The organism is Streptomyces sp. NPDC048002, assembly GCF_040653275.1.
Lineage (GTDB): Bacteria > Actinomycetota > Actinomycetes > Streptomycetales > Streptomycetaceae > Streptomyces.
Genome location: NZ_JBEZNL010000020.1, coordinates 85,699 through 107,080, shown reverse-complemented (window position 1 = coordinate 107,080; position 21,382 = coordinate 85,699). Strand labels below are relative to the sequence as shown.

Genomic DNA, 21,382 nt, shown 5'->3' with positions numbered 1-21,382 from the left:
CAGCCGTGGAGCGCGGAGTTCGGTGGGAACACCCCCTGCGAGACCCTCGCCGAGTTCACCGCCGCCTTCCTGCACCCGGTGCCCGACACGTCCGCCGCGGTCTGGCCCCTGCTGACCGCAGTCGGCCGGCGGCACTACGACTACGAGCAGGACGACGCCACCGCCCGGCACCCCTCCGGGTCCCTCGTCCTGTCCCGGCACCGCCCCGGTACCACGTCTGCGGACTCCTGGACCGCCGAGGCGACCGTCCACCTCGGCACCTACTTCTGGAACGCCGAACTGCACGCTGTGCCCCCGCCACCTCGTCGCCGCGTTCGCCACCGCCCTGACCCGCTCGGAACCCGTTCTGCGGGCCAAGGGTGCGGTCCTTGACCCGTACGTCGTCACGCAGACGCCCAGCGAGCCGCACGCGACACCCCGGCGCACCGCCCCGCTCCAGCCCCACTCCGCCTCCCCGGGGCCCGTCGCAGCATCTCCCTCCCGAGGAACGGGTCGCTGACCCCGCGGGCCCGAATTCACGCACCCCAACGATCACACCACCAGAAAGCACACCGTCATTTCCGAAACGCCCGCCCTCACCTGCCTTTCTCTGGGTGCCGGAGTTCAGTCCAGCACTCTCCTCGCCCTGTCCGCTCACGGAATTCTCCCGAAGGTTGATTACGCCATTTTCGCCGATACCGGCTGGGAACCCCAGGCGGTATACGCCCATCTCGACCGCCTCGAACGCGAAATCGCCCGACCGGCCGGAATACCTGTCCTCAGAGTCTCTTCGGGAAACATTCGCAACGACGCCCTCGACCCGGATCACCGGTTCGCGTCCATGCCTCTCTACGTCCTCAACCAGGACGGGAAACAGGGCATGACCAGGCGCCAGTGCACCGGGGAGTATAAAATTAAGCCCATCAAGAAGAAGGTCCGGGACCTTCTTGGGTACCCCTACCCGCAGCGCATCCCGAAGGATGTGTTCGTCGAGCAGTGGGTGGGCATCTCGACGGATGAATTCCATCGGGCCAAAGACGCCGACGTGAAGTACATGCGCAACCGGCACCCTCTCATCGACCTGGACTGGTCCCGCTCGGACTGCGTCCGATATCTCACCTCCATCGGTCTGGCGGATACTCCTAAATCGAGTTGTTTGGGCTGTCCATTTCATGGAAATCAGCAGTGGAGAAATATCCGGGACACCAGTCCTGAGGAATGGGCGGACGTGGTCGCATTCGATGCGGCCATCCGGCAGGGCAATGCCCGCGCGAACGCGGCCGGGAACCGGCTGCTGGGTCAGGCGTACCTGCACCGCTCCCGCGTCCCCCTCGACGAGGCACCCATCGACCACGTCACGGCCGCCGAGTGGGCGGCCCGCCAGCAGAACCTCGACGACCAGGCCGCCGTCGTGGAGGAGCTGGAGACGGGGGTGGTCGACGGCTGCTCCCCGTGGGCGTGCCGCGGCAGTGAACCCGAGCCTGTGCAGGGCGACTTCGGCCTGGCCTCGTGAGGCGGATCATCCTCGACCTGTTCGCCGGCCCCGGCGGCTGGAGCCACGCCCTGACCGTCCTCGGGGCGCGGGATGTCGGTCTGGAATGGGACGAGTGGGCCTGCAAGACCCGCGCCCAGGCAGGGCAGTTGACGATCCGCACCGACGTCGCCGCGTATCCCGTGTGGATCTTCTCCGGGCGGGTGCTCGGGGTCATCGCCTCCCCGCCGTGCCAGGCATGGTCGATGGCCGGCAAGCGACTCGGCCTCATCGACCAGGCCCTTGTCCACCAAGCTGTCGCCGACCTCGCCGCTGGACGTGACACCCGCGCACGGCTGCTCGGCGCGTGCGCGGACGAACGCTCCCTCCTCGCCGCCGAGCCCATGCGCTACCTGCACGCCCTCAACGCGGTGGGCGAGCCGGAGTGGGTGCTGATGGAGGAGGTTCCGGACGTCCTGCCGCTGTGGCGGCAGTACGCGGCCGTGCTGCGCGGCTGGGGCTTCTCGGTGTGGACCGGAATCCTGAACGCGGCCGACTACGGCGTCCCGCAGACGAGGCGACGGGCGATCCTGCTCGCCTCCCGCGTCCGCACCGCCGGGCCCCCGCCGCCCACCCACGCACCCTCCGCCGAACCGGAGTCGCTGTTCGGGCCGGGCCGCGAACGATGGGTGTCCATGGCCCAGGCCCTGGGCTGGGGCGCCACCGACCGTCCCGTGCCCACCGTGTGCGCGGGCGGCGGGCCGGGAGGCGGCCCCGAACCCTTCCCCTCCGGCTCCCGTAAAATCCTCATCGACGCCCGCGACCGCGGCTCCTGGACACCTCACCCCGACTCCGAGACCGTCCCGGCCTCCCGCCGACAGGGCCCCGGCCGGGCTGCCCAGCCGGGCGCGGACCGGCCCACGGCCTCTCCGGCCGCCGCCCTCACGGGCGAGGCGCACCGCTGGTCGTGGTCACTGCGCAGCAACAACCAGGCCAACGCCACCGTGCGGCGTGCCGACGAGCCCGCTGGCACCCTGTTCTTCGGCCACCGGGCCAACGAATGCACCTGGGTCGCCGACACCGCCTCGGGCATGCCGGACGATGAGCAGCGACCGGCCCCGATCAAGATCACCGCCCGGGAAGCGGGGGTGCTGCAGACCTTTCCCGCCGACTACCCGTGGCAGGGAAACAAGGGACAGCAGTTCTCCCAGATCGGCAACGCAGTCCCGCCGCGCCTGGCCGCGCATCTGCTCCTGCCCCACCTGCGCCCCGACCAGCCCTTCAACCCCGACGACTTCATCCTCACCGCCTGATGCCCCACACCCTCGACGCCTTCGAGGACGACGGCATCGACCTCGTGTCCGCGCCCAAGCCGGTCCACTACGCCGAGCAGGCCCTGCTCGGCGCCCTCCTCCTCGAACCCGCCCGTCTCGCCGATATCGAGCAGCTGAGCGCCGACCACTTCGAAAGCCACACCCACGCCGCCCTGTTCACCGCGATCCGTACGCTCCCGGCACCCGATCCCGCAAACCACGCCAAGGACACGGCCTGGCTCAACACCGTGCTGGACGTCGCCCGCCCGCAAGCGCCCGGCCTGAACGCCTCCTACCTCCACGCCCTCATCCAGTTCTGCCCCCGCTCGGCTCATGCCGGCGCGTACGCGAGGATGATCCGCGCCGACCACGCCCGACGGCTCCTGCGTAGCCACGCCGAGCGCCTCGGCCTCACCGCCTCCGACCCCGGGCTGCCCGATCCGGCCGCCACGGTCCTGGTGCTCGCCGACGACTTCAGCCGCCTCCTGGACGCCCTCGCGGGCGAGTTCACCCCGCACCCCGGCTCCCTGCCCCGTACCGCGGTCCCCGCCCCGGCCGCTCGGCAGGCCGGGGAGGAGGAACTCGAAGAGGAGCAGCTGGTCCTGGCCTCGGCCACCGCCAGCCCCCAGGACGTGCAGCAGATGCGGTGGCTGACGACGGACGACTTCGTCCTGCCGCTGCACGCCGGAATCTGGCAGTCCATCACCGCCCTGGTCCACCGCGGTGACATGGTCGACCCGGTCACCGTCCTCGGCGAAGCACAGCACCGTGGACTGATCACCGAGACCCTCACCCCGAAGGATCTGATGGCCCTGGTCTCCACCCCCGCAGGCTCTCCGGAGCACTGGGGCGAACAGATCCTGGGGCGTGCTCTCCTCGCCCGCGCCCAGACAGTCGCGACACGGATCACCGCCTACACCGACGACCTCTCCAACACGCCCCACCAGCTCATCACCGGCAGCCGCCGCGCCCTGGCCGACCTCAACACCCTGCGCACCCGCTACCGCCGCGCCACGGCCCCCGCCACGACGCCTGCCGCCCATCCGCCCGCTCGCGCCGCGCCGCTACCCCGGGCAGCCGGGCCCCCACCGCTCACCGCCCCGGCCGCTCCACGAGCCCACCGCTGACTTCAACCGCCGCGCCCCACACCGCTGCTGGGCCCGGACCGAATCGAGCCTGCCCCCCCATGTCCCCCGACGTCCTCGTCCGCTTCGACACCCACCCCGCCCACCCCAGTGCCGTCATCGCTCACCTCACCGGCTCCCTGCCGGACTCCGCGCACGCTCTCCTGACCGGCCGGGGCTTCGAGCCCCTCGACGAACACACCATGGTCCTGGCCCGCATCGACCATGAAGAGCCCTACTGGGCCAATCAGGCCAATCAGGAACTCACCGATCAGGGCATCAGCACCGAGATCACACCCCCGCTGCGGGAGGCCATCCACGAGGAGTGGACCTGGGCCGAGCACCCCATGTCCTGGCTCACGCGCAGCGAGATACGCGACGTCTCCAACGAGGCCCAGCAGCTCCACGACGACATCCGCCACGGCCACCTGATCATCCACGCCCACGCCGACGACCACGGGGCCACCGTGGCCGTCGGCACCTACCGCGACACCGGCCAGAGCGTCTACCTCCACGGCGAGAACCACCTGCGGTGCGTCGCCGGCACCTTCGACTCCATCGCCGACGCCCTCACCGCCTTCGAACACACCCACCGCGACACCCTGCGCCCCGGACCGGTCCGGGCAGGCCCGCCGCGTCTACGTCACCGAGGTGGCCGGCGGCAGGCGGCGGAACCTGACCCACGAGGAGGAGGCGGCGTTCTGGTCTTGGGCGACGGTCGAGGTGCTGCGGCACACCGGCACCCGGATCGAGGAGATGCTGGAGCTCACCCACCACAGCTTCATCGCCTACACCCTGCCCACCACCGGCGAGGTGGTGCCAATGCTGCAGGTGGCCCCGTCCAAGACCGATGCGGAGCGCCTGCTGCTGGTCTCCCCGGAGCTGGCAGAAGTGCTGACCGCAGTGATCTTCCGGGTCCGGGCCGGGAACGCCGCTCTGCCGCTGGTGTCGGCCTACGACGTGTTCGAGCAGACCTGGAGCCCGCCCATGCCGTTCCTGTTCCAACGCCGGTACGGCACCGAAGACCGGCCGCTGACCCGCAGCTACATCCGCGAGTGCCTGGTCGCGACCTCGCAGTCCGCCCAGATCACCGTGGCCGACGACCCACTCGAATGGCGCCCCCACGACTTCAGAAGGATCTTCGTGACCGACGCCATCCGCTCCGGACTTCCCCCGCACATCGCCGCGAGAATCTGCGGCCACGCCGCTCTCGACACGACCATGGGCTATGCCGCGATCTACCCGGAGGACGTGATCTCCCATCACCGGGCCTTCATCGCCCGCCGCAGAACCGAGCGGCCCAGCTAGGAGTACCGCGAGCTCAGCGCCACCGAGTGGGACGAATTCTTGGCCCACTTCGAACTGCGCAAGGTCGCCCTGGGGACCTGCGGCCGCGACTACGCGACCCCGTGCCAGCATGAAAACGCCTGCGTCAGATGTCCCCTATTGCTCGTGGACCCGGCCCAGATGCCACGTCTCCAGGAGATCCACGCCAACCTCGTTGACCGCCTCCAGGAGGCCCGGGACCAGGGCTGGCTCGGCGAGGTCGCCGCCATCGAGACCACCATGGCCGCCGCCACGCAGAAGCTGGAGGCCATGCGCGAGCGTGCAGCTCAGCCGTCCACCGTCCACCTCGGCATGCCCGACATCCGCCGCGACGCCGGCCGAAGCAGCGCCGACGCTGAGACGTCCTTCCCAACGGATCCTAAGCTTCGCGGATGACCTACGAAGAGCTGGGCTGGGAACCGCTAGCGGCCCTTCCAGAAGGCGAGCCCGAGACGTCCTTCGGCGGGCGTTGGGAGGACCGGCTCTGGTTGAACGTTCCTGGCCCCTTCTACACCGGCATCGCCGACAACTGTTGGACGGGCCGGCTGCACGCACCGCGTCATGTGCTCTACGGCGGCGAGTACTTCGGCGAATATGTGTATCGCCAGCCGACGACCACGGCCGAGGTTCTGAACCTGGTGACAGCGGCCCAGGAAGATCCGTACCGCGGCTATGCCTGCGACGGCGACAGCCGATGGACACCCGGGGCTGTTCGGGACTGGTGGCGCGACCGTGGACGGGTCACCGAGTACCTGGAGTCCCTCCTGCCCGGATGGTCGGCCAGCGACAGGTCTGACGAGCGGGAAGCCGCAGAGGGGTTGAGGGACTTTGCCTCTTACATCACGGAAGGGCTCGGCGCGGACCTCCGGAAGTACCTCTTCCGGCTTGAAGAGGGCCGCTACCCGAAGAACTCCGGACCGCTGCCTGAGCTCCGATAAACAATGACGGCCACGGGATGCTCGGTGCGCTCGCACCTGGGCACCCGTGGAGTGGGCTCAGGTGGAGGTGGCGCGACCTCGCGGCCCGACACAGCCCATCCATTTCGGCATGCTCGATTCCCGCATCGCCGCGGCGTGCATCGACTCCGAGCAGCCAAACGAAGGTGCGAAACAGCAGTCCCGAGGACTACAACGAGGGGATGACCGTCTTCCTCTGTTCCAAGTGCGGCACCGCGATCACGCCGGAGCTGGCCGAGCTGGCCGCCGTCCCCGACCCCTCCGACGACGAACACGAGCGGGACAAGGAGACACGCCGGGCACCCTCCACTGTTCCGCGTGGCCGCTACGCAATTGATCCCGAGCCCTGGGGACCTCCCTACGTCGTACAGGACGATCAGGAGGACCCGAAGCCGGCGCAGTCCCGAGGGCCGCTGGTCTGCCGCGAGGAGGGCTTCGTTATCTCGGCGGGCGTCCCGGGCACAGTGCTGATGCACCCTGAGGACGCCCCCGATCTTCAACCGCTGCCTAACTGGGAAAACAGCACCGGCTGCTGCGGGCCGACGGGTGACGAAGGACTCAACCGAGCCTGTCCCTGCGGCGCCCCGGTCGCGACGCTTGCGGCAGACTGCTTCGGGCCCTACGAGCTACACCTCGACCCCGTCCGAACCTACGCGTTCTCCCAGTAGGCACGCTGAAGGGCCGCCCCGGAGCGCGACACGCCCGGGACAGCCTCTTGTCCGGCGACTTCACGACTACTTTCCGTTGCGAAGGCACTTCGATGACGAGCTAAGCGTCGAGCTGGGCTGGTTCGGATAAGCCTGCATCCGCTGCCCGATGCTCTGGCCCGACCCCGCTCAGCGTGACCGGCTCGTCGAGATCCGAGACAACCTCCTCGCCCGCATTGCCGAGGCCCAACGCGAGGGGTGGCTCGGCGAAGTCGAGGGACTCAAGATCAGCCTCGCGGGCGCCGAGGCGAAAGTCTCTCAACTGGACGCACAAGTCGCTCGCAGCGGGCAAGCTGTTGACCTCGGCATGCCGACCGTTGCACACATCGTGGCACGCACCACCACTACACCGCGCCAGGGGCACATGTGATCGTTCTCGACACCAACCAGCTCGATGCAGCGGCGTTCCCTCACGGGGCAATTCTGGGAATGCTCCGCAAAATCGCAGAATTTCATAAGCTGTCTCTAGCCATACCCGAAATGGTCGCGGTTGAGCACACAGCCCATCACCGGCACGCTGTCGAGCTGGCCATCCGGGACGCACGCAAAGCGCTCTCCACGCTCGACAAAGCCTACGGCCAAGACCTGACGTCACAGGTGAGCGGCCTGTCAGCCGACGAGGCTGCAGACCGACGGCGCAGTGCTCTGGAAGAGATCTTTACCATCCTGTCAACTCCTGCCGGAGCAGCAGAAGAGGCACTCAAACGGGAAGCGAATCGGCAGGCACCCGCAAACCAGGTCTGGGACACCAACGGCAAGCCAGTCAAAGCCAGCGGGGCTCGCGATGTCACCATCTGGCTCACCCTCCTGGAAGCAGCGGCTGCAAACGACGATGACGTCTGGTTCCTCAGTATGGACGGCGACTTCGGCAAGGGCGACTTCCACCCTTTGCTCCGCCAAGAGGCCGAACAGAAGCTTGGGGAGAAGGCCACGAAGCTCCGACTACTGACCGGAGGTATCGAACAGCTTCTCAGCGAGCTGGTCGAGCCCGTCGAGGCTCCTGAGAACCTTGAAGAACTACTCAACGGCCCAGTCGTCGCCCACGCAGTCAACATTGCCTTGATGGGCGGCGCCCTGTTCTTCCGCCTCCTGCCAACTTTGTCATCTGACGTTGGCGACCCTAGTGGATACTTCAAGTCGTCCGGAATACTTCTGAAACTCAGGCGTCTCAAGAAACACCGCACCTACCGAGTCGAAGACCGCATCTGGGTCAGCGCACAGCTGGACTGGCAGGGTGCCAAGATCTTTGAACATCTCCAAGGTCAATCCGCTGAGACCGTCTGGGCCGAGGAAATCAACTTCGCCTTCGAAACGACTGTTCTCCTGGAGATCCAAGACGCTCGCGCCAGATCGGCCGAAGTCGTCTCTGCAGGAGCCCTGGCTGTCAGCGACACGCATCAGCTCGTCAACCCAGGTGACCAAGGCATTGGCTGGGCACTCGTCCGGCATGCCGAATCCGCTCCCCTGAGACTGGTCAGGATGCAAATTGACGGTGGCTGAATATCTCCCTCCAGACATCGATAAAGCGCCGTCCAACGGGTAAGGCGCAAATCCAAGTTCGGCCAGAAATGCGGGGTGTTCGGTCAGTTCAGAGAACACGCCGGCATCCGTGCCGCGCTTGTGCTCCACATTACCGACTGCAGGAGCTCGCGAACCGACTCTGAACTGCGACGACTCATAGACTACATGTCCGCGACGGGGAGTTGTGGCCGTCGTTGGGGCTCGGGTGCGTTTCGTCTTGAGGGACCCCAGTGCCGACCAGCACGGACGTGGTCGGTGCTGGGAACTCGGCGCGACCTCCTGTGCCGCGCTTGCCGCAGACGCAAGGTGCTAGCCAGGTATTTCTTGTCCCTCCAGAAGAAACGCACCCCAACCGCGACGCGTCCCGGCCCAGCGCGCGTCAGCTCCTGCGCTGACACCGGTCCCGCAGCCGCCACGACCGCCGCGGACACCTGCCGGTAGGCCCCGGGCAGGGACTGATCCTCCATCCCGGGTGCCAGACCGGCGGGTGCGGGTCATAGCCCGGGCGCAGGAAAGCCACAGATCATCGAGCTACAGCACGGTTCACCACCACGCTCTGATTCATGCGTAGGCGGCGAGGCCAAGACACTTTTCCGTGGGGGACCTTCCGGCCCACAGCTTGTGGATTCAAGCCAAACGTGATCAGCAAGCGGAATTGTCATGTCCAATTCACTGCTTGGTCACCTGCTGTCGCGAGTCTCGCCCGAGCAGGCGGATCACAGGGCGCGTAATCCAACTTCGACGAGCAGGGGGCATACATGCGAAGACGTCATCACGCGTACCGAGGGATCATAGCGACGGCGGTCGGCGGGGTTCTCATGCTGACCACACTTACCCCCGCCCATGCAACACCGGCACCGCTCACCGATCCGGCAGAGGTGGCGGCGATCGCCGATCGGCTGGGCAACAAGCGCACAGCCGGCATCTACTACCAGGACGACCAACTCGTTGTCGCCGTTACCGATCAGGCCGCGGCAGAAACCGTGCGAAGCGCCGGGGCGGCAGCGGAGGTCGTCCTACACAGCTCAGCCGAACTCAGCTCCGCCAAGGCGGAACTGGATCAACTGGCGGGGATACCCAACACTTCCTGGAGTATCGACCAGAGCAGCAATCGGGTAACCGTAAAGATCTACGACGGGGTCTCCGACGCCGACCGGACTCGAATCGAGGAGGCTGTTTCCGGATTCGGGGACGCGGTCGACATAACCAAACACTCCGGCAAGATCGAATCGACCGCGTACGCCATGCGGGGCGGCCTGGGCATAGTATCGAATTTCACGTCAGGCGGGACGAACTGGACCAGGACCTGCTCGGCCGGGTTCAACGTGCAGAATTCCAGCGGTAAGAAGTACATGCTTACCGCCGGCCATTGCATGGAGGAAGGAGCTGTCACCTGGCGCCGCAGGAGCGGCGACATTCCCCTCGGAAGGGCCATCGACTGGGCCTACGGCAACGACGTGAATCAGTCCGACTACGGAGTAGTGGAGTACACCAACAGCGACGTCGCGCCGTACGGAACGATCCAGTACAGGGACGGCTCGGAAGGGCAGATCTCGCGTTCCGCCCCCGCGTCCGAGGGGCAGCAGGTGAAGCGCGTAGGGACCATGAGCCAGGATCTCGTGGGCATGGTGCTGGCGACGGACGCAACGGTCACCTACACCGACGGCACCACGCTCCACCACATGATCGAGGCAAGCAACTGCGTTGTGCATGGTGACAGCGGAGGGCCCCTCTTCGTCGGCGAGACGGCGCTGGGCATCAATTCGGGCGGCAGTTATGCCGACAAGCCATGTGGGGATTCCGACAGCCAAGCGGACCGTTCCAGCTTCTACGAGCCGGTGTACAAGGTGCTCTCCTGGGAGGGCCTGAAGGTCTACTAGGCCACGGACGACCTCTCGCTGCCTGCGGTCTGCGGCCCTGCGACACCAACGCAGATGCAGCAGGCGGCGAGAGGCCGTGAGTGAACCCGGATGCGCCCCTTCGCGTCGAAGTTGTGAGAGTGGGGCGCGCTGGGCGCTGAAGAGTCCCCACGCCCTTGTGTTCCGTAGCTAACCCCTCTTCGACCGCCACAGAGGACTTCATGAATACGCAACCGAAGCGCTCCGTCTGCATGTTGTTGGTATCACTCCTGAGTACGAGCCTCCTTGCTGGTTGCGGCAATGATCAGCGCACGGACGATGGCCGTGCGAACGATCAGTCGGTGCGCATGCAGGAGGAACGCGCCCGTCAAGTAGCCGATGCCTGGCTGGCATCTGCAGCCGCTGCTGCCTGGGCTCAGGGCTACTACCCGATGGCCGACGCGGTACAGAAGCCGGTATCCGGCTGGCGCAGTAAGGCAGACGAGCGAGCCTACGAAACGAAGAACTTCGTCCTGGGTGGCGATCTGCCCAGCACGGCCTCCACCCTCGGGAAGGTGGACTGGGGAAACGGGCAAGATCTCACCCGCCCACTGATGGGGGCAAAGAAGGCATACCAGTCGTTTGCCCTTAACCGCAGCGCCGGACCCCACCTGACCGTGACTGGGGCCCGGCTCGGTACGACAACGATCGTGACAAGCCGCGGCAACGCAACCGTTCCCGCATGGTTGTTCACGCTGAAGAGCTACGACACCCCGCTCAAGCGTGTCGCCGTAACCCCGTCAAAGCTTCCCAAGCCGCCGATCGAACAAGCCCGACAAGGGGCTGCTGGCGGCCTGCGGAGCATCGCCCGGCTGGCCGGAACGGCGGCAGATGATCGCTCCATAACTGTGAAGGCCACTCACGGATCCTGCGACGACGGCCCCATCGTCAAAGCGCTGGAGACAGATGAGAGCGTAGTGCTGTACGCCTCCATCAAGGGGGCCGAAAGCGGCACATGCCCCGCCGACATGATCGAACAAAACATGAGGGTCGATCTGTCGCAGCCGCTCGGTGACCGCCTCCTCCTAGACGCCCTCACCGGTCGACCAGTGCCGTTCGGAGACCCTAGAGGGACCGCACCGAGCTGGACGTAAGCGCAACGTCGGATGGCGCCCTCGGCGACGTCGAGGCACCGGACGCTGGCGTGGTCGTCGGCGAGACCTATCTATCTGGACGATGCCGTTGCCTACAGACGGCAAACTGGCTGTCGCCCTTCCAGGGGCGATCGGCGGCCAGACGGTGTTCCCGCTGTGCAGAGCGTGGGCCGTGGGACTTCTCTGTGCCAGGGCGATGGCCTGGTCTGAGGCAAGTGCGACGGCGTCGACGAATCGGCCATAGTCGTACCTACACGGCTCGTTGCTGAAGTGAAAGGCAACGGACCATTCCGCCCAGACCCAGTTTCAGAGAGCCCCAACACCATTGCTGTAACTAGCCGTGGACGTCTTATGGGAGGGCCCGTCCACCGGGAGGGAGGACGGGCCGTGAAGTGGCTGGGCGGGAGGATCAGGACTTCGGTGCCGGTTCGGCGATGCGGGCTTCGAGGTCGGCGACGCGCCGGTCCTGGAAGCGGAGGTTGGAGAGGGCGGCCTTGAGTCGTTCGTCGAGGGTGCGGTTGTCGGTGAAGTGACCCCTCAGGTCCCGACACTTCCGTTTTATGCCGCGAGGTCCAGCCGTTGATGGCAGCGGACCCTCGCCTGGTACGGCGTGATGTAGCCGATGGTCGAGTGGAGCCGCTCCCGGTTGTAATGTTCCGCGATCCACCGGAACACGTCCTGCCGAGCCTGCGTCCGGGTTTCCCAGACGGTCGTACCGATCTCTGCTTTCAGGACGGCGAAGAAGCTCTCCGCGGCGGCGTTGTCGAAACATGAACCAGTGCGTCCGACGCTCTGGCGAATGTCCAACTCGCCCAGTAGGCCGCGGAATTGATGGGATGTGTATTGCGACCCGCGATCGGAGTGAAAGATCGCGTTTCCTGCCGTGTGTCCACCCGCATGGGCCATCCGGATGGCGTCTGCGACCAGTTCGGTGCGCATGTGGTCGGCCATCGACCAGCCCACGACCTCCCGCGTGCACAGATCGATCACCGTCGCCAGATACAGCCATCCCTCGGCCGTCGGCAGGCAGGTGATGTCCCCGACGAATTTCAGACCTGGTAGCGGCGCGGTGAAGTCCCGCAGAATCAGATCCGGCGCCGGCGGTGCCGTGCGGTCCTGTCTCGTCAGCGACCGCGACTTCCGTCGCGTTATCCCGACGATCTCACGCTCCCGCATGATCCGGGCGACTCGCTTGCGGTTCACCACGTGCCCTTGGTCCCGGAGTTTCCGGGTGATCCGCAGAGCCCCGTAGGATCCCCGGGAATCGGTGTGGATCTCCCGGATACGGCGGGCCATGCACTCCTCCTCATCGGCCTTCTCCTGCCGTGCCTCCTTGTTCTGGTGCCAGGTGTAGTAGCCGGAGCGGTCCCATCCGAGAACGTCGCAGATCCGCTTCACCCTGTGGGCGTTCCGGTACTCGTCGACGAAACGGAAGCGGATCACCGTGTCGTCTCCCGCGCGAAATAGGCGGCGGCCTTCCGGAGGATCTCGTTGTCCTCCTTCAGCCGGGCGTTCTCCCGCCGCAGGCGCTTGAGCTCTTCCTTCTCATCAGGAGTCACGCCGGCGTCACCCCCGCCGTCCGCCGTCCGGGTGCGGGCCCGGTCGTCGCGGACCCACTTGCGCAGGGTCTCCAGATGGACGCCCAGGCCGTGAGCGATGTCGGTGAGGGAACGGTCCGGCGAGGAACGTACGAGGTCGACCGCGTCCCGCTTGAACTCTTCGGGGTAGTTCTTCCGCTTTGCCACCTTGGATCACTTCCCCTGGATGACCAAACATCCAGCGTCCAGGTGTCGGAATTTCGGGGGTCACTCCATGGACATACTGACCCTCGCGGCCGCCCGCGTCCTGTGTACGGTCATGGCCGCTTCGTCGGTGCATCGCCATCTCCTGCCCTGCCCTTCGACCACGGCCGTCGATCACGCTGCATCATCGGCGCGTCCCGTCCAACGAGCAGCCAGGGCCACGTCAACGCCTGCCACCTGACGGCTCCCCTGGGGAGAATCTGGGGAGTACGAGACGCTCCGGGGAGCGCGTGGGGAGAATCGGTTGCGTAACACAGCACGATCCCGAAAGGCCCTGAAAGGACCATCCGCGCAGGTCGGAGACGTGAATGACCGCATCGCGGCAGGTCACAGCAGAGCGGTAGACAACTTCAGGGGAGCTCGTCGAGCAGTCGTGCTCCGTACGGCAGGACGATGGTGTCCCTGGTTGTCAACTCCGGCGACCAGGCCACGAGAAGATAGGCGGCCTAGCCAGGCTCGCTGCGGTGGAGGTCGGCGAGTAACTCGGTCGTCTTGGTGGCGCTTCCTGAATCTGCCTACTTGCCGGCGCTCTCCCGTGGCACGAGGATCTCCGGCGCTTCTGAGGGATGGACGCTCTCGATGGCGCACATGGAGCGCGCGAGGGAGCCCTTTCGTCCCTCTCCCGTGAGCCACAGTTCGACGAAGGCGGTATTCCGGCCACCAGTTCCCCGGTGTCGCGCAGTAGTGGAGTCAGGCTCCCGGCCAGACGCGCGCCCACAGCTCTGAACTGCGGCAGAAAACAAGAACGGTCCTCATCGTGATCACGATGAGGACCGTTCGGTCACTGTTCAGAAGCACCTTGACGTCGGTGCCCCACCGTCGGTGCGATGGTGGGCCTGGGCGTCAGGAGTCGGACCCACTCTGCGCGTCATCACGCGCCTCGAGCTGCCGACGATGGGCCCCTACCAGCGGGATGCCAGCCGTCACAACGGCCGCCCCTGCGTACATCAAGTACCGCCCGAAATCGGCATGCTCCTCCCAGGCCATCAGCTTCCAGGTCAGCCCGCAGATACCAATGGTCACCCCGGCAGCCACGCAGGCGAGAGAGAGCCGCCCCGGCCGCGAGGAAACGAGGGTCCTCATACCGTGTTTGCGTTGCACTGGTGTCTCCTACTGGTGCCAGAAGTAAACGTGACCGAGGTGATTGCGCACGATCTTGATTCCTCTCCTGGGCCACCACTTCAGCAGTTAGTTGAAGGCGTTTCTCTAGGTGGCGGTATTCCTGCTGGTCAGCGGGGTGTGGGCTGAAGGTCGAGGACCTGCTTGGGGTGGGGGATGCCGAGCTTGGCCAGCAGGTCGGTCTGCCGCTTGGTGCGGCGAGCCTGGGGCCAGGTCGTGCTGGCCTGGGTCTCGATGATGCGGATGAGCAGGAGGGCGAGCCAGCATAGGACCTCGGACGTACGCCCACCGAGCGAACCGGGGCTTGAGCGAGTTCCGGGGGCGGACGGTTGGTCGGTCCGTGACCGGTTGGGGTGCGTAGCAGAGCAACGGGCTTCGTGATCATTGGGGTGTCGAAGCTCAACGATCATGAAGTGGCCCGTGCCTGCCGCTGTATCCTCTCTCATCCCGTCGGCCTTGGTGAGGCTGGATCCGCTGGACATCGGTCAAGTCGCCGACTTGCCGTCCGTCCGGACGGCTGCTCCATTCATTGTCCCCGAAGCCATGTTTACCGGGGCAGGAACATGTTCCTGCCCCTCGTTCAGTGAAATGGGGCCGCCAGCAAACTGACGGCCCCTTCTACCAGGTCAGGCTAGCCGACCGCGGGCGGCGGGCAAGGACCTGAAGTGCTAACTGTCGTCACTCAGCTGTCCTGCGGGTCGTCGGCCTCCCGACGCTCGCATCGCCAGTAGTGCTTGTGGGCCAACGCGACGGACAGAAAGAGGAGGAAGGTGCCCGCGTCGAGTTCCCTTCCGCCGCTCTCGTGGAACTCATACAGCATCGGAAATGCCTGATACAGGCCCCAGAAGAGGAGCGCCGCGCCTACCAGCAGGCAGACGAGCGCCAGTCTGCCCGACCTCGATGCAAGGATGGGTCGTCTCTGCATGTTCACTCCGTGGGTTTGAGGGCGCGAATCCTATTGGTGCCAGGCATACCAGGGCCCGACGTGCGGTCTGACGATCTTCGTGCCTCGCCTGGGGTAGTGCTTCAGCAGGTAGCCGAGGTACCAGGTAATGAAGTCCGACGAAGCGTAGGCAATCACTGCGATGAGGGCGGCGGTGCCCCAGCCGACACCGGGGAAGAGCCCCGCGATTGCGCCGGTCACGGTCGCGAGCTTGCCCGCGCCGGTCACGATGTCCATGAACCAGTCGGTCTTCTTCCGGCTCAGCTTCATCGTGCAATTCCACCAGCCGCACGAAAAGCTGGTCTTGTTGTACTTCTTGATGACCTTCCGGCCGTCCAGGTCGTACCGGTTGACCGGGTCTGCGGGATAGCCGTAGGCGTTGGCGTTGCCTCCACGCACCGGGTCGACGCTGAGGAAACGCCCCGTCGCGGGGTCGTACAGCCGGGCGCCCATGAGCGTCACTCCGCTGAGCGTGCGCGTCGACCTCTGGTAGCCACCGAGGGAGCCGTAGGTGGCCGCGGCGGTGCCGTCGAGGGCGACGCCGTACTCGTCGTAGTGCTGGACGGTGCTGGCCTCGGTGGTGTCCAGCGGCTGCTGGACGGTGATATCACCGTGGATGTTGGCGAGTTGTAGGACGGTGGAGCCACTGGCCGACGTGGTGGCGGTCAGCCTGCCCGTCAAGTCTTTGACGTTGCGGCTGACTGTGTCACCGGTCTTGGTCCATGTCGGGCTGTCGGAGGTTTCGCCGTAGTGGTTGGTGGTGGTACCGGAAGCGGTCCAGGTGCCGTCGGTCGTCTGGGTCTGGGCGGTCTGGACGGCGAGGCGTCCGGCGGCGTCCAGGGTCCAGGTGTTGCGGCTGGTGCCCACTGTCTCCGAGGCGACCATGTCGTTGGTCCAGTACGCCAGGGTCGTGTCACCACTGGTGGTGGTGCGGCCGAACGCATCATAGGCGTAGCCGGAGTTCACCAGGCGGTCGACCGAGTCGTAGGTGTACGACGTGGTGGCCGTGGTGGCGTCGGAGGTGCTGCTGTCGCAGTCATCCGAACTGGTGGTCAGCGCCTCGCGGTTGCTGTTCGCGTCGAAGGTGTAGGCGCGGGTGGTGCAGCCGGTGGCGGTGGTGTCGGCGGCCTGGGTGAGTCGTCCCCTGCTGTCGTAGGTGTAGTCGGTCTGGGTGGTGGAGCCGTCGGTCTGGGTGTGGCCCGCCTGGCGGCCAGTGACGGTGTAACCGGCGGTGTCGGAGGCGACGACCGTGCCGTCCGACCTCGTGTACGCGCGGCCGGTCAGCTGTCCGGCCGGGTCGGTGGAGACAGTGAGGGTGAAGTCGCCCGGCAGGGTCTCCGACACCAGGGTGCCGTCGGCGTCGTAGGTGCCGGTGAAGGTGCCCGCGACCGAGTCGGTCAGGGACTTCACGGTGCCCGTGGTGCCGTAGGAGTAGGTCACCGTGGACGGTGCCGAGTCGGTGTTCTTCACCGGCCGGTTGAGCGCATCGTACGCGGTGATACTGGTGTTGCCCGCGCCGTCGTCGTACGACGTCTGACGGCCGAGGTCGTCATAGCCGTACGCGATGGTCTGGCCGTTTGAGGTCTGCGTGGCGAGCTGCCCGTTGGCCTCGTCGTAGGTGTAGGTGGTGGCCGGAGTGGACTGGCCCGAGCCGCCCGTGACCTCCGTCTGGGTGAGACGCCCCGCGGCGTCCACCGTGCTGGTGGTCGTGCGGGTCACGCTCTCGGTGGTCTCCGCCTGAGTGGCGATCTGACCCCAGCGGTCATAGGCGTAAACGGTGGTGACCGTCTCGTCGGGGTTGGTCCCGCCGCCGGTGATCGCCGCCGCGGGCGCGGTCTTGCAGAGCAGGCCATCCCATGCGGCCGAGGCGCAGGTGCCGCTCGCTGACGCGCTGTAGTACGTGTACGTCAGCGTGCCGGCGTCCGCGCCGGACGAGCCCGCGGTGCGCGTGGTGGCCACCCGGCCGGCGTTGTCGTAGGTGGTGACGACGGTGCCGTTCTCACTGCCGCTCGCGGACTTCTGCTGACCGGTCGTCCAGTCGTAAGTGACTTCGGACTCCTCGGTGTCGGCGTCCGTGTCGTACCCGGCGATGGCGGCTCCCGTCACGACGGACGTCACCATCCCGGAGACCGCCGCGTCGGAGGAGCGGTTCTCGTCGTAGGTGTACGCCGTGTGGGCGCGGGCGGGTATCGGCGTGCCCGCCGCGAGGGAGGACTCGACGGTGGAGCCGGTCAGCTCCTTGGCGAGGGTGACGATGTGCATCGGGCCGTACTCGTCGGTGAGGCGCTGGCCGTCCGCCGAGTACTCCGAGATGGTGGCCAGCCGCTGGGCGCGGTCGGCCGTGGACAGGTCGGTCAGGCCGAGTTCGGCCAGTTTGTCGGCGGAGCCGTTGAGCGCCAGCTCACGGTTGGCGGCGGTGAGGTCGGCGACGATGTTGCCGTACTCGTCGTACTCGGTCGCGGTGATCGAGCCGCCGGGGTTGGCGGTGTTGGTCTCCTCGCCGCTCGCGTTGATGTAGGTGACCGTCGCGCGGTCGTACGCCGACGACGTCAGCTCGCTGCCCGTGCTGGACGCTGGGATGCTGTCCGCCGGAAAGACGGCGGTGGCGTCGGTCGGTGCTTCGTCCTGGGCCCAGCCGGTGACCGTGGTGGTGTCCATCTGGTAGGGAGCGGTGCTTCCGGACAGTGGGACGTCGTAGACGACGGTGGTGGCAGCAGTGCCGGACGTGGTGCTGTCCGAGCCCTCGGCGAGTGCCGGGCGGGTGGCCTTGAGCAGCATGCCCGCGCCCGCGGTCAGGGCGGATCCGGCCTCGCCGTAGGTGAAGGTCCAGGGCAGCTGGCCGGGGCCGGTGAGGGTGGCGACGCGGCCGTCGGAGTCGTAGGTGTACTCCGTCTTCAGCGCGGGGCTGATGCGCGGATCCCAGACCTGGCGGAGCTTGCCGGACGCGTTGTATGCGTACGACGTGACGGTCTCGGCGGTGGCGGCGGAGGCACCCGGAGTGGTGGCCCACAGTTTGATCGCCTTGACCTGGCCTGCGTAGTCACCCGGTGAGGAGGACGTGGCGGTGGTGGTGGACGCGTAGACGTATTCCAGAACCCGGCAGCCCTTGGTGGTGGGCTCGGTCTGGCAGGTTGCCGCAGTGGCCGCGCCGGTCGGGGAGATCACGTACTTCGGACGGGCCTGCGTCTCGCTGCCGGAGGTGACGGTCTCGGAGACGGTGGTGATCGTGGTGTCGTCGGCCGCTGTGGCGGAGGAGGACAGGGTCCAGGTCGTCGCTGCGGACGCAGCCTTCTCGAACACCGTGGTGCTGCCGTCGGTGTCGGTCAGCGTGAACTTCGTGCCGGAGAGCGAGCCCGTCAGGGTCAGGGACTCGGCGCCGGTCTCCGGCTGCCAGCCACCGCTCGACGTGGCGGCAAACGCGACCGCGCTGCCATCTGCGCTCAGCAGCTCCACTGAGGTGTCGGAGGTCTTGCGGATCTGCGTGTAGTCGCTCGCTGCGCTGATGACCGAGGAGGTCCAGCCGGAACCGAAGATCTCGGCCTGGCCCTGGTCGTCGGTGTCGTTGGCGCGCGAGGAGTAGGTGCGCTCCACGCTCGCCTGGAATGCGGAGGCGTCCGTGGCGGAGATCGTGTAGTCGCCGGTGAGCTGGTTGACCTCACCAGGGCCGACGGCCGCGCCCGGCGCGGTGCCCGCGTCCCGGTCGAGAGTGACGTCGACGGTCTGCGAGTGGCCGGTGGTGGTGCCGTCGGTGAAGGCGGCGCGCAGCTCGATCACACCGTCCTCGGCGAGGGTGCCCACGGTGTTCCAGACGAGCTTGGTGGCGGTGCCGCTGGTGACGGTGACCGGCCAGGCGGATACCGCGTTGCCGGAGGCGGTGACGTCCGCGACCGGGACAGTGTGCCAGGAGTCGGTCTCGCCGCGCCGGTACTGCCAGGTCACACCGGTGTACGTGGTCAAGCCCTTGGCGGACAGGGTGAGTCGGCGGGCGGTGTCATCACCGTCCTGCGGGGACAGGACGGCTGCGCCGTCGGCGCCCACGCCGAAGGAGTGCTTCGTGGTCGCCGTCGACAGGTTGCCTCCGGAGTCAACCGTGCGGGCGTACAGCGTGTGCCAGCCGTCCGCCGGGTCGATGGAGACGGTGGCCGAGTCGCCGCCGGTGCCGTTGGTGGTGTCCAGCTTCGTGTTCGGGAGCGAGGAGTCGTCCAGGCCCCAGTAGTAGCCGGCACCATCGGAGGAGGAGGAGTCGATGGTGCAGGACACCGCTTCGTCCGCCCGGGCTGTCCAGCCGTTCTCCTCGTATGTGTCACACGTGATGGTTGGAGCATCTGGGAGGCCCGTGTTCATCACGAACGTCGTGTAGCCCGACCAGGAGCCGTAGTCCGTGCCGTCGTACGCCCGCACCCGGTAGCGCAGATGCGTGCCCGCCGGGAGGGCGGAGGCGGACGGGATCGTCAACTTCGCCGTCGCACCCGAGGACACGGAGGAGCTGGTATCGGTGTAGGAGTACGTGGTGTCCGCGTACGTCGGGTCGGCGGTGATCTCGAACTGGCCCTTGGTGCTTGATCCGTCCGGGTCGGTTACCTTCGCCGACAGCGTCGGCGTCAGAGAGGTCACGTACCGCTTGCCGTTGTACGCGTTGACCTGGGACGGCGAGATCGCCAGCGAACTGGGCGTCGAAGGATAGGAGTTGTACGTCACCGTCAGGTGGGGCTCGGTCGAACCGTCCCCGGAGACGTAGTTCGCGGAGCGGAACCGGCGCCAGGTGTAGGAGTCCGTCTCGGTGACACCGCGGATCAGCAGACCGTAGTTAGCGGTCCCGTCCGCCCATGCCTGGGTGATGGTGTCGATGTCGAAGTTCATCGTGCCCGCCGGGCAGGAGGTGCTGTAGCCCAGGGCCGCGGTGTTGATGACCTGGCCGGTCGTGGTGCCCGCCGGCTTGGTCGACCAGGTGATCGACGAGGAGTCCCAGTCCTCGGTGATCCGGCGCACCACCGTGCCCGAGCCCTCTGTGCAGGAGGAGGAGTAGTACGAGTACAGCGCCAGGTTGGTGTCGGTGATGTGCTTGCCCTTGAACGCCGACACGTCGAACTTCAGGAACGAGCGGGCCACCGTGGACCCGGCGTCGTACGTACCCGACTTCAGCTCGGTCGAGGAGACCTGCGAGTCGGTGTAGTTCGTGGCCACCCAGGTGTCCGTCGTGACAGCCAGGGTGGAGGTGGGGTCGACGGTGACCGGGTAGGTCAGGTCCTGGTCGAAGTAGGACGCGTCCGGGGACAGGACCAGGGTCTGCGAACCGTCGTCGGCCGTCTCGACCTTCGTCGTCACGCTCGCCTGGTACTTGGACTCGCCAGAGGAGTCGTCCTTGGAGGAGTCCCACATCATCGGCGCGGGCGCCTCGGCGACCAGCTTGCCGTCCGCGTCCTGCAGCAGCAGATGCCCGGAATCGGCCAATGACAGCGTAAGGCCGTCCAGATTCAGCGGGATCCGGTACTCCGGAGTGCTGTCGGGCTTGGCGGCCAGGACCACGTTCTGGCTGAAGCCCTGCGCCAGCGCGGTGACTGTCAGAGTCTGGCCGTCGCCCAGGTCGTACGAAGCCGTGTCGCCCTTCACCGACGGGGTCGGCAGCTTCGACTCCCACCCCAGACCGAAGGACTTCTCCCCCTTGGCCACCGACACCAGCGAGCTGTCACCACCGTCCGACACCGCGATGTCCGCCGCCGCCACGTCCGGCTCCAGCGACGCACCCGTGTCGGACAGCGAGGTGTCGATGTCCTTCCAACTGCCGTCGACCTTCTGCCGGATCGGCCCGGCATACGTCGACGTCTGCAGCTCCCCGGACGGCAGCGCGTACGTGGTCGACGTCTCCGACCGCTCCGACAACACCTCGATCTTCCGGTCCTGAAGCCGCGCCATCAACAGCGCCGCCGCCGCCGAATCCGCCGACGAGGCAGCTGACTTCGTCTCATCGGACGCAGCCGTCACCGCGGTGCTGCTGGAGTCGGCCGCGAACGCCGCGCCCGTCTCCAACGACACCAGCGCGGCCTCAGCCGCCAGCACGGCGGCAACCGTCAGCGTCGTACGCCTCAGGGAAGAGCGAGAAGCTCTCGTCCCCCCTGAGACCGGGAAAAA

General features: G+C 66.8%; 16 protein-coding genes. 12 read left to right on the top strand and 4 right to left on the bottom strand.

Features of this window, described 5'->3' with window-relative positions:
* The first annotated feature begins 78 nt into the window (after positions 1-78).
* The 4 genes from AB0E07_RS23920 to AB0E07_RS23905 all read left to right on the top strand — a co-directional run bounded on the left by AB0E07_RS23920 (position 79) and on the right by AB0E07_RS23905 (position 3,890).
* Positions 79-372 (top strand): hypothetical protein, encoded by a 294-nt coding sequence (locus AB0E07_RS23920; protein WP_362255622.1) that lies wholly within the window; start codon positions 79-81, stop codon positions 370-372.
* Positions 373-589: 217 nt separating this feature from the next.
* The gene (locus AB0E07_RS23915; RefSeq protein WP_362255757.1) at positions 590-1,492 is read left to right on the top strand and encodes a hypothetical protein; all 903 of its coding nucleotides are present in this window, start codon (positions 590-592) and stop codon (positions 1,490-1,492) included.
* A gap of 5 nt (positions 1,493-1,497) precedes the next feature.
* A complete protein-coding gene (locus AB0E07_RS23910) occupies positions 1,498-2,763 on the top strand; it encodes a DNA cytosine methyltransferase (protein ID WP_362255754.1) in 1,266 nt (421 codons plus the stop codon).
* Positions 2,763-3,890: a DnaB-like helicase N-terminal domain-containing protein gene (locus AB0E07_RS23905; RefSeq protein WP_362255619.1), complete on the top strand. Its 1,128-nt coding sequence runs from the start codon at positions 2,763-2,765 to the stop codon at positions 3,888-3,890. Before AB0E07_RS23910 ends, AB0E07_RS23905 begins: the two co-directional genes overlap by 1 nt.
* A 2-nt stretch (positions 3,891-3,892) precedes the next feature.
* Here the strand turns inward: AB0E07_RS23905 and AB0E07_RS23900 are convergent, their stop codons facing one another.
* On the bottom strand, positions 3,893-4,480 hold the full coding sequence (locus AB0E07_RS23900; protein ID WP_362255616.1) for a hypothetical protein: 588 nt from the start codon (positions 4,478-4,480) through the stop codon (positions 3,893-3,895).
* Positions 4,481-4,538: 58 nt separating this feature from the next.
* Here AB0E07_RS23900 and AB0E07_RS23895 point away from each other — a divergent pair, with 58 nt between their 5' ends.
* The 8 genes from AB0E07_RS23895 to AB0E07_RS23860 all read left to right on the top strand — a co-directional run bounded on the left by AB0E07_RS23895 (position 4,539) and on the right by AB0E07_RS23860 (position 11,389).
* Complete coding sequence (locus AB0E07_RS23895) at positions 4,539-5,195, top strand: site-specific integrase (protein ID WP_362255612.1); 657 nt, start codon at positions 4,539-4,541, stop codon at positions 5,193-5,195.
* Between the two features lie 39 nt (positions 5,196-5,234).
* A complete protein-coding gene (locus tag AB0E07_RS23890) occupies positions 5,235-5,609 on the top strand; it encodes a hypothetical protein (protein ID WP_362255609.1) in 375 nt (124 codons plus the stop codon).
* The gene (locus tag AB0E07_RS23885) at positions 5,606-6,151 is read left to right on the top strand and encodes a hypothetical protein (protein ID WP_362255606.1); all 546 of its coding nucleotides are present in this window, start codon (positions 5,606-5,608) and stop codon (positions 6,149-6,151) included. The genes AB0E07_RS23890 and AB0E07_RS23885 overlap by 4 nt, the downstream gene beginning before the upstream one ends.
* 164 nt (positions 6,152-6,315) lie before the next feature.
* A complete protein-coding gene (locus tag AB0E07_RS23880) occupies positions 6,316-6,837 on the top strand; it encodes a hypothetical protein (RefSeq protein ID WP_362255603.1) in 522 nt (173 codons plus the stop codon).
* Positions 6,838-6,985: 148 nt separating this feature from the next.
* A complete protein-coding gene (locus AB0E07_RS23875; protein WP_362255601.1) occupies positions 6,986-7,246 on the top strand; it encodes a hypothetical protein in 261 nt (86 codons plus the stop codon).
* The gene (locus AB0E07_RS23870; RefSeq protein ID WP_362255598.1) at positions 7,243-8,376 is read left to right on the top strand and encodes a PIN domain-containing protein; all 1,134 of its coding nucleotides are present in this window, start codon (positions 7,243-7,245) and stop codon (positions 8,374-8,376) included. The genes AB0E07_RS23875 and AB0E07_RS23870 overlap by 4 nt, the downstream gene beginning before the upstream one ends.
* 839 nt (positions 8,377-9,215) lie before the next feature.
* Positions 9,216-10,277 carry a S1 family peptidase gene (locus AB0E07_RS23865; RefSeq protein ID WP_362255595.1) on the top strand — a complete coding sequence of 354 codons (1,062 nt, stop codon included), beginning with the start codon at positions 9,216-9,218 and terminating at the stop codon, positions 10,275-10,277.
* Positions 10,278-10,477: 200 nt separating this feature from the next.
* Positions 10,478-11,389, top strand: coding sequence for a hypothetical protein (locus AB0E07_RS23860; RefSeq protein ID WP_362255592.1), 912 nt, complete (start codon positions 10,478-10,480; stop codon positions 11,387-11,389).
* Positions 11,390-11,947: 558 nt separating this feature from the next.
* Here the strand turns inward: AB0E07_RS23860 and AB0E07_RS23855 are convergent.
* The 3 genes from AB0E07_RS23855 to AB0E07_RS23845 all read right to left on the bottom strand — a co-directional run bounded on the left by AB0E07_RS23855 (position 11,948) and on the right by AB0E07_RS23845 (position 21,310).
* Positions 11,948-13,134, bottom strand: a protein-coding gene (locus tag AB0E07_RS23855) for an IS3 family transposase (protein ID WP_362255589.1) whose coding sequence is annotated in 2 segments (ribosomal slippage) — positions 11,948-12,849 and positions 12,849-13,134 — 1,188 coding nt in all. Because the reading frame shifts where the segments join, the coding sequence is not laid out codon by codon here.
* Between the two features lie 1,858 nt (positions 13,135-14,992).
* Positions 14,993-15,235 (bottom strand): hypothetical protein, encoded by a 243-nt coding sequence (locus AB0E07_RS23850; RefSeq protein WP_362255586.1) that lies wholly within the window; start codon positions 15,233-15,235, stop codon positions 14,993-14,995.
* Between the two features lie 30 nt (positions 15,236-15,265).
* Complete coding sequence (locus AB0E07_RS23845) at positions 15,266-21,310, bottom strand: DNRLRE domain-containing protein (protein ID WP_362255583.1); 6,045 nt, start codon at positions 21,308-21,310, stop codon at positions 15,266-15,268.
* Positions 21,311-21,382 lie beyond the last annotated feature (72 nt).

What these genes read in the sequence shown, in the direction of transcription:
- AB0E07_RS23850 (WP_362255586.1), bottom strand. Translation starts at nt 15,235, where the DNA reads ATGCAGAGACGACCCATCCTTGCATCGAGGTCGGGCAGACTGGCGCTC.
- AB0E07_RS23860 (WP_362255592.1), top strand. Translation starts at nt 10,478, where the DNA reads ATGAATACGCAACCGAAGCGCTCCGTCTGCATGTTGTTGGTATCACTC.
- AB0E07_RS23905 (WP_362255619.1), top strand. Translation starts at nt 2,763, where the DNA reads ATGCCCCACACCCTCGACGCCTTCGAGGACGACGGCATCGACCTCGTG.
- AB0E07_RS23865 (WP_362255595.1), top strand. Translation starts at nt 9,216, where the DNA reads ATGCTGACCACACTTACCCCCGCCCATGCAACACCGGCACCGCTCACC.
- AB0E07_RS23875 (WP_362255601.1), top strand. Translation starts at nt 6,986, where the DNA reads ATGCTCTGGCCCGACCCCGCTCAGCGTGACCGGCTCGTCGAGATCCGA.
- AB0E07_RS23885 (WP_362255606.1), top strand. Translation starts at nt 5,606, where the DNA reads ATGACCTACGAAGAGCTGGGCTGGGAACCGCTAGCGGCCCTTCCAGAA.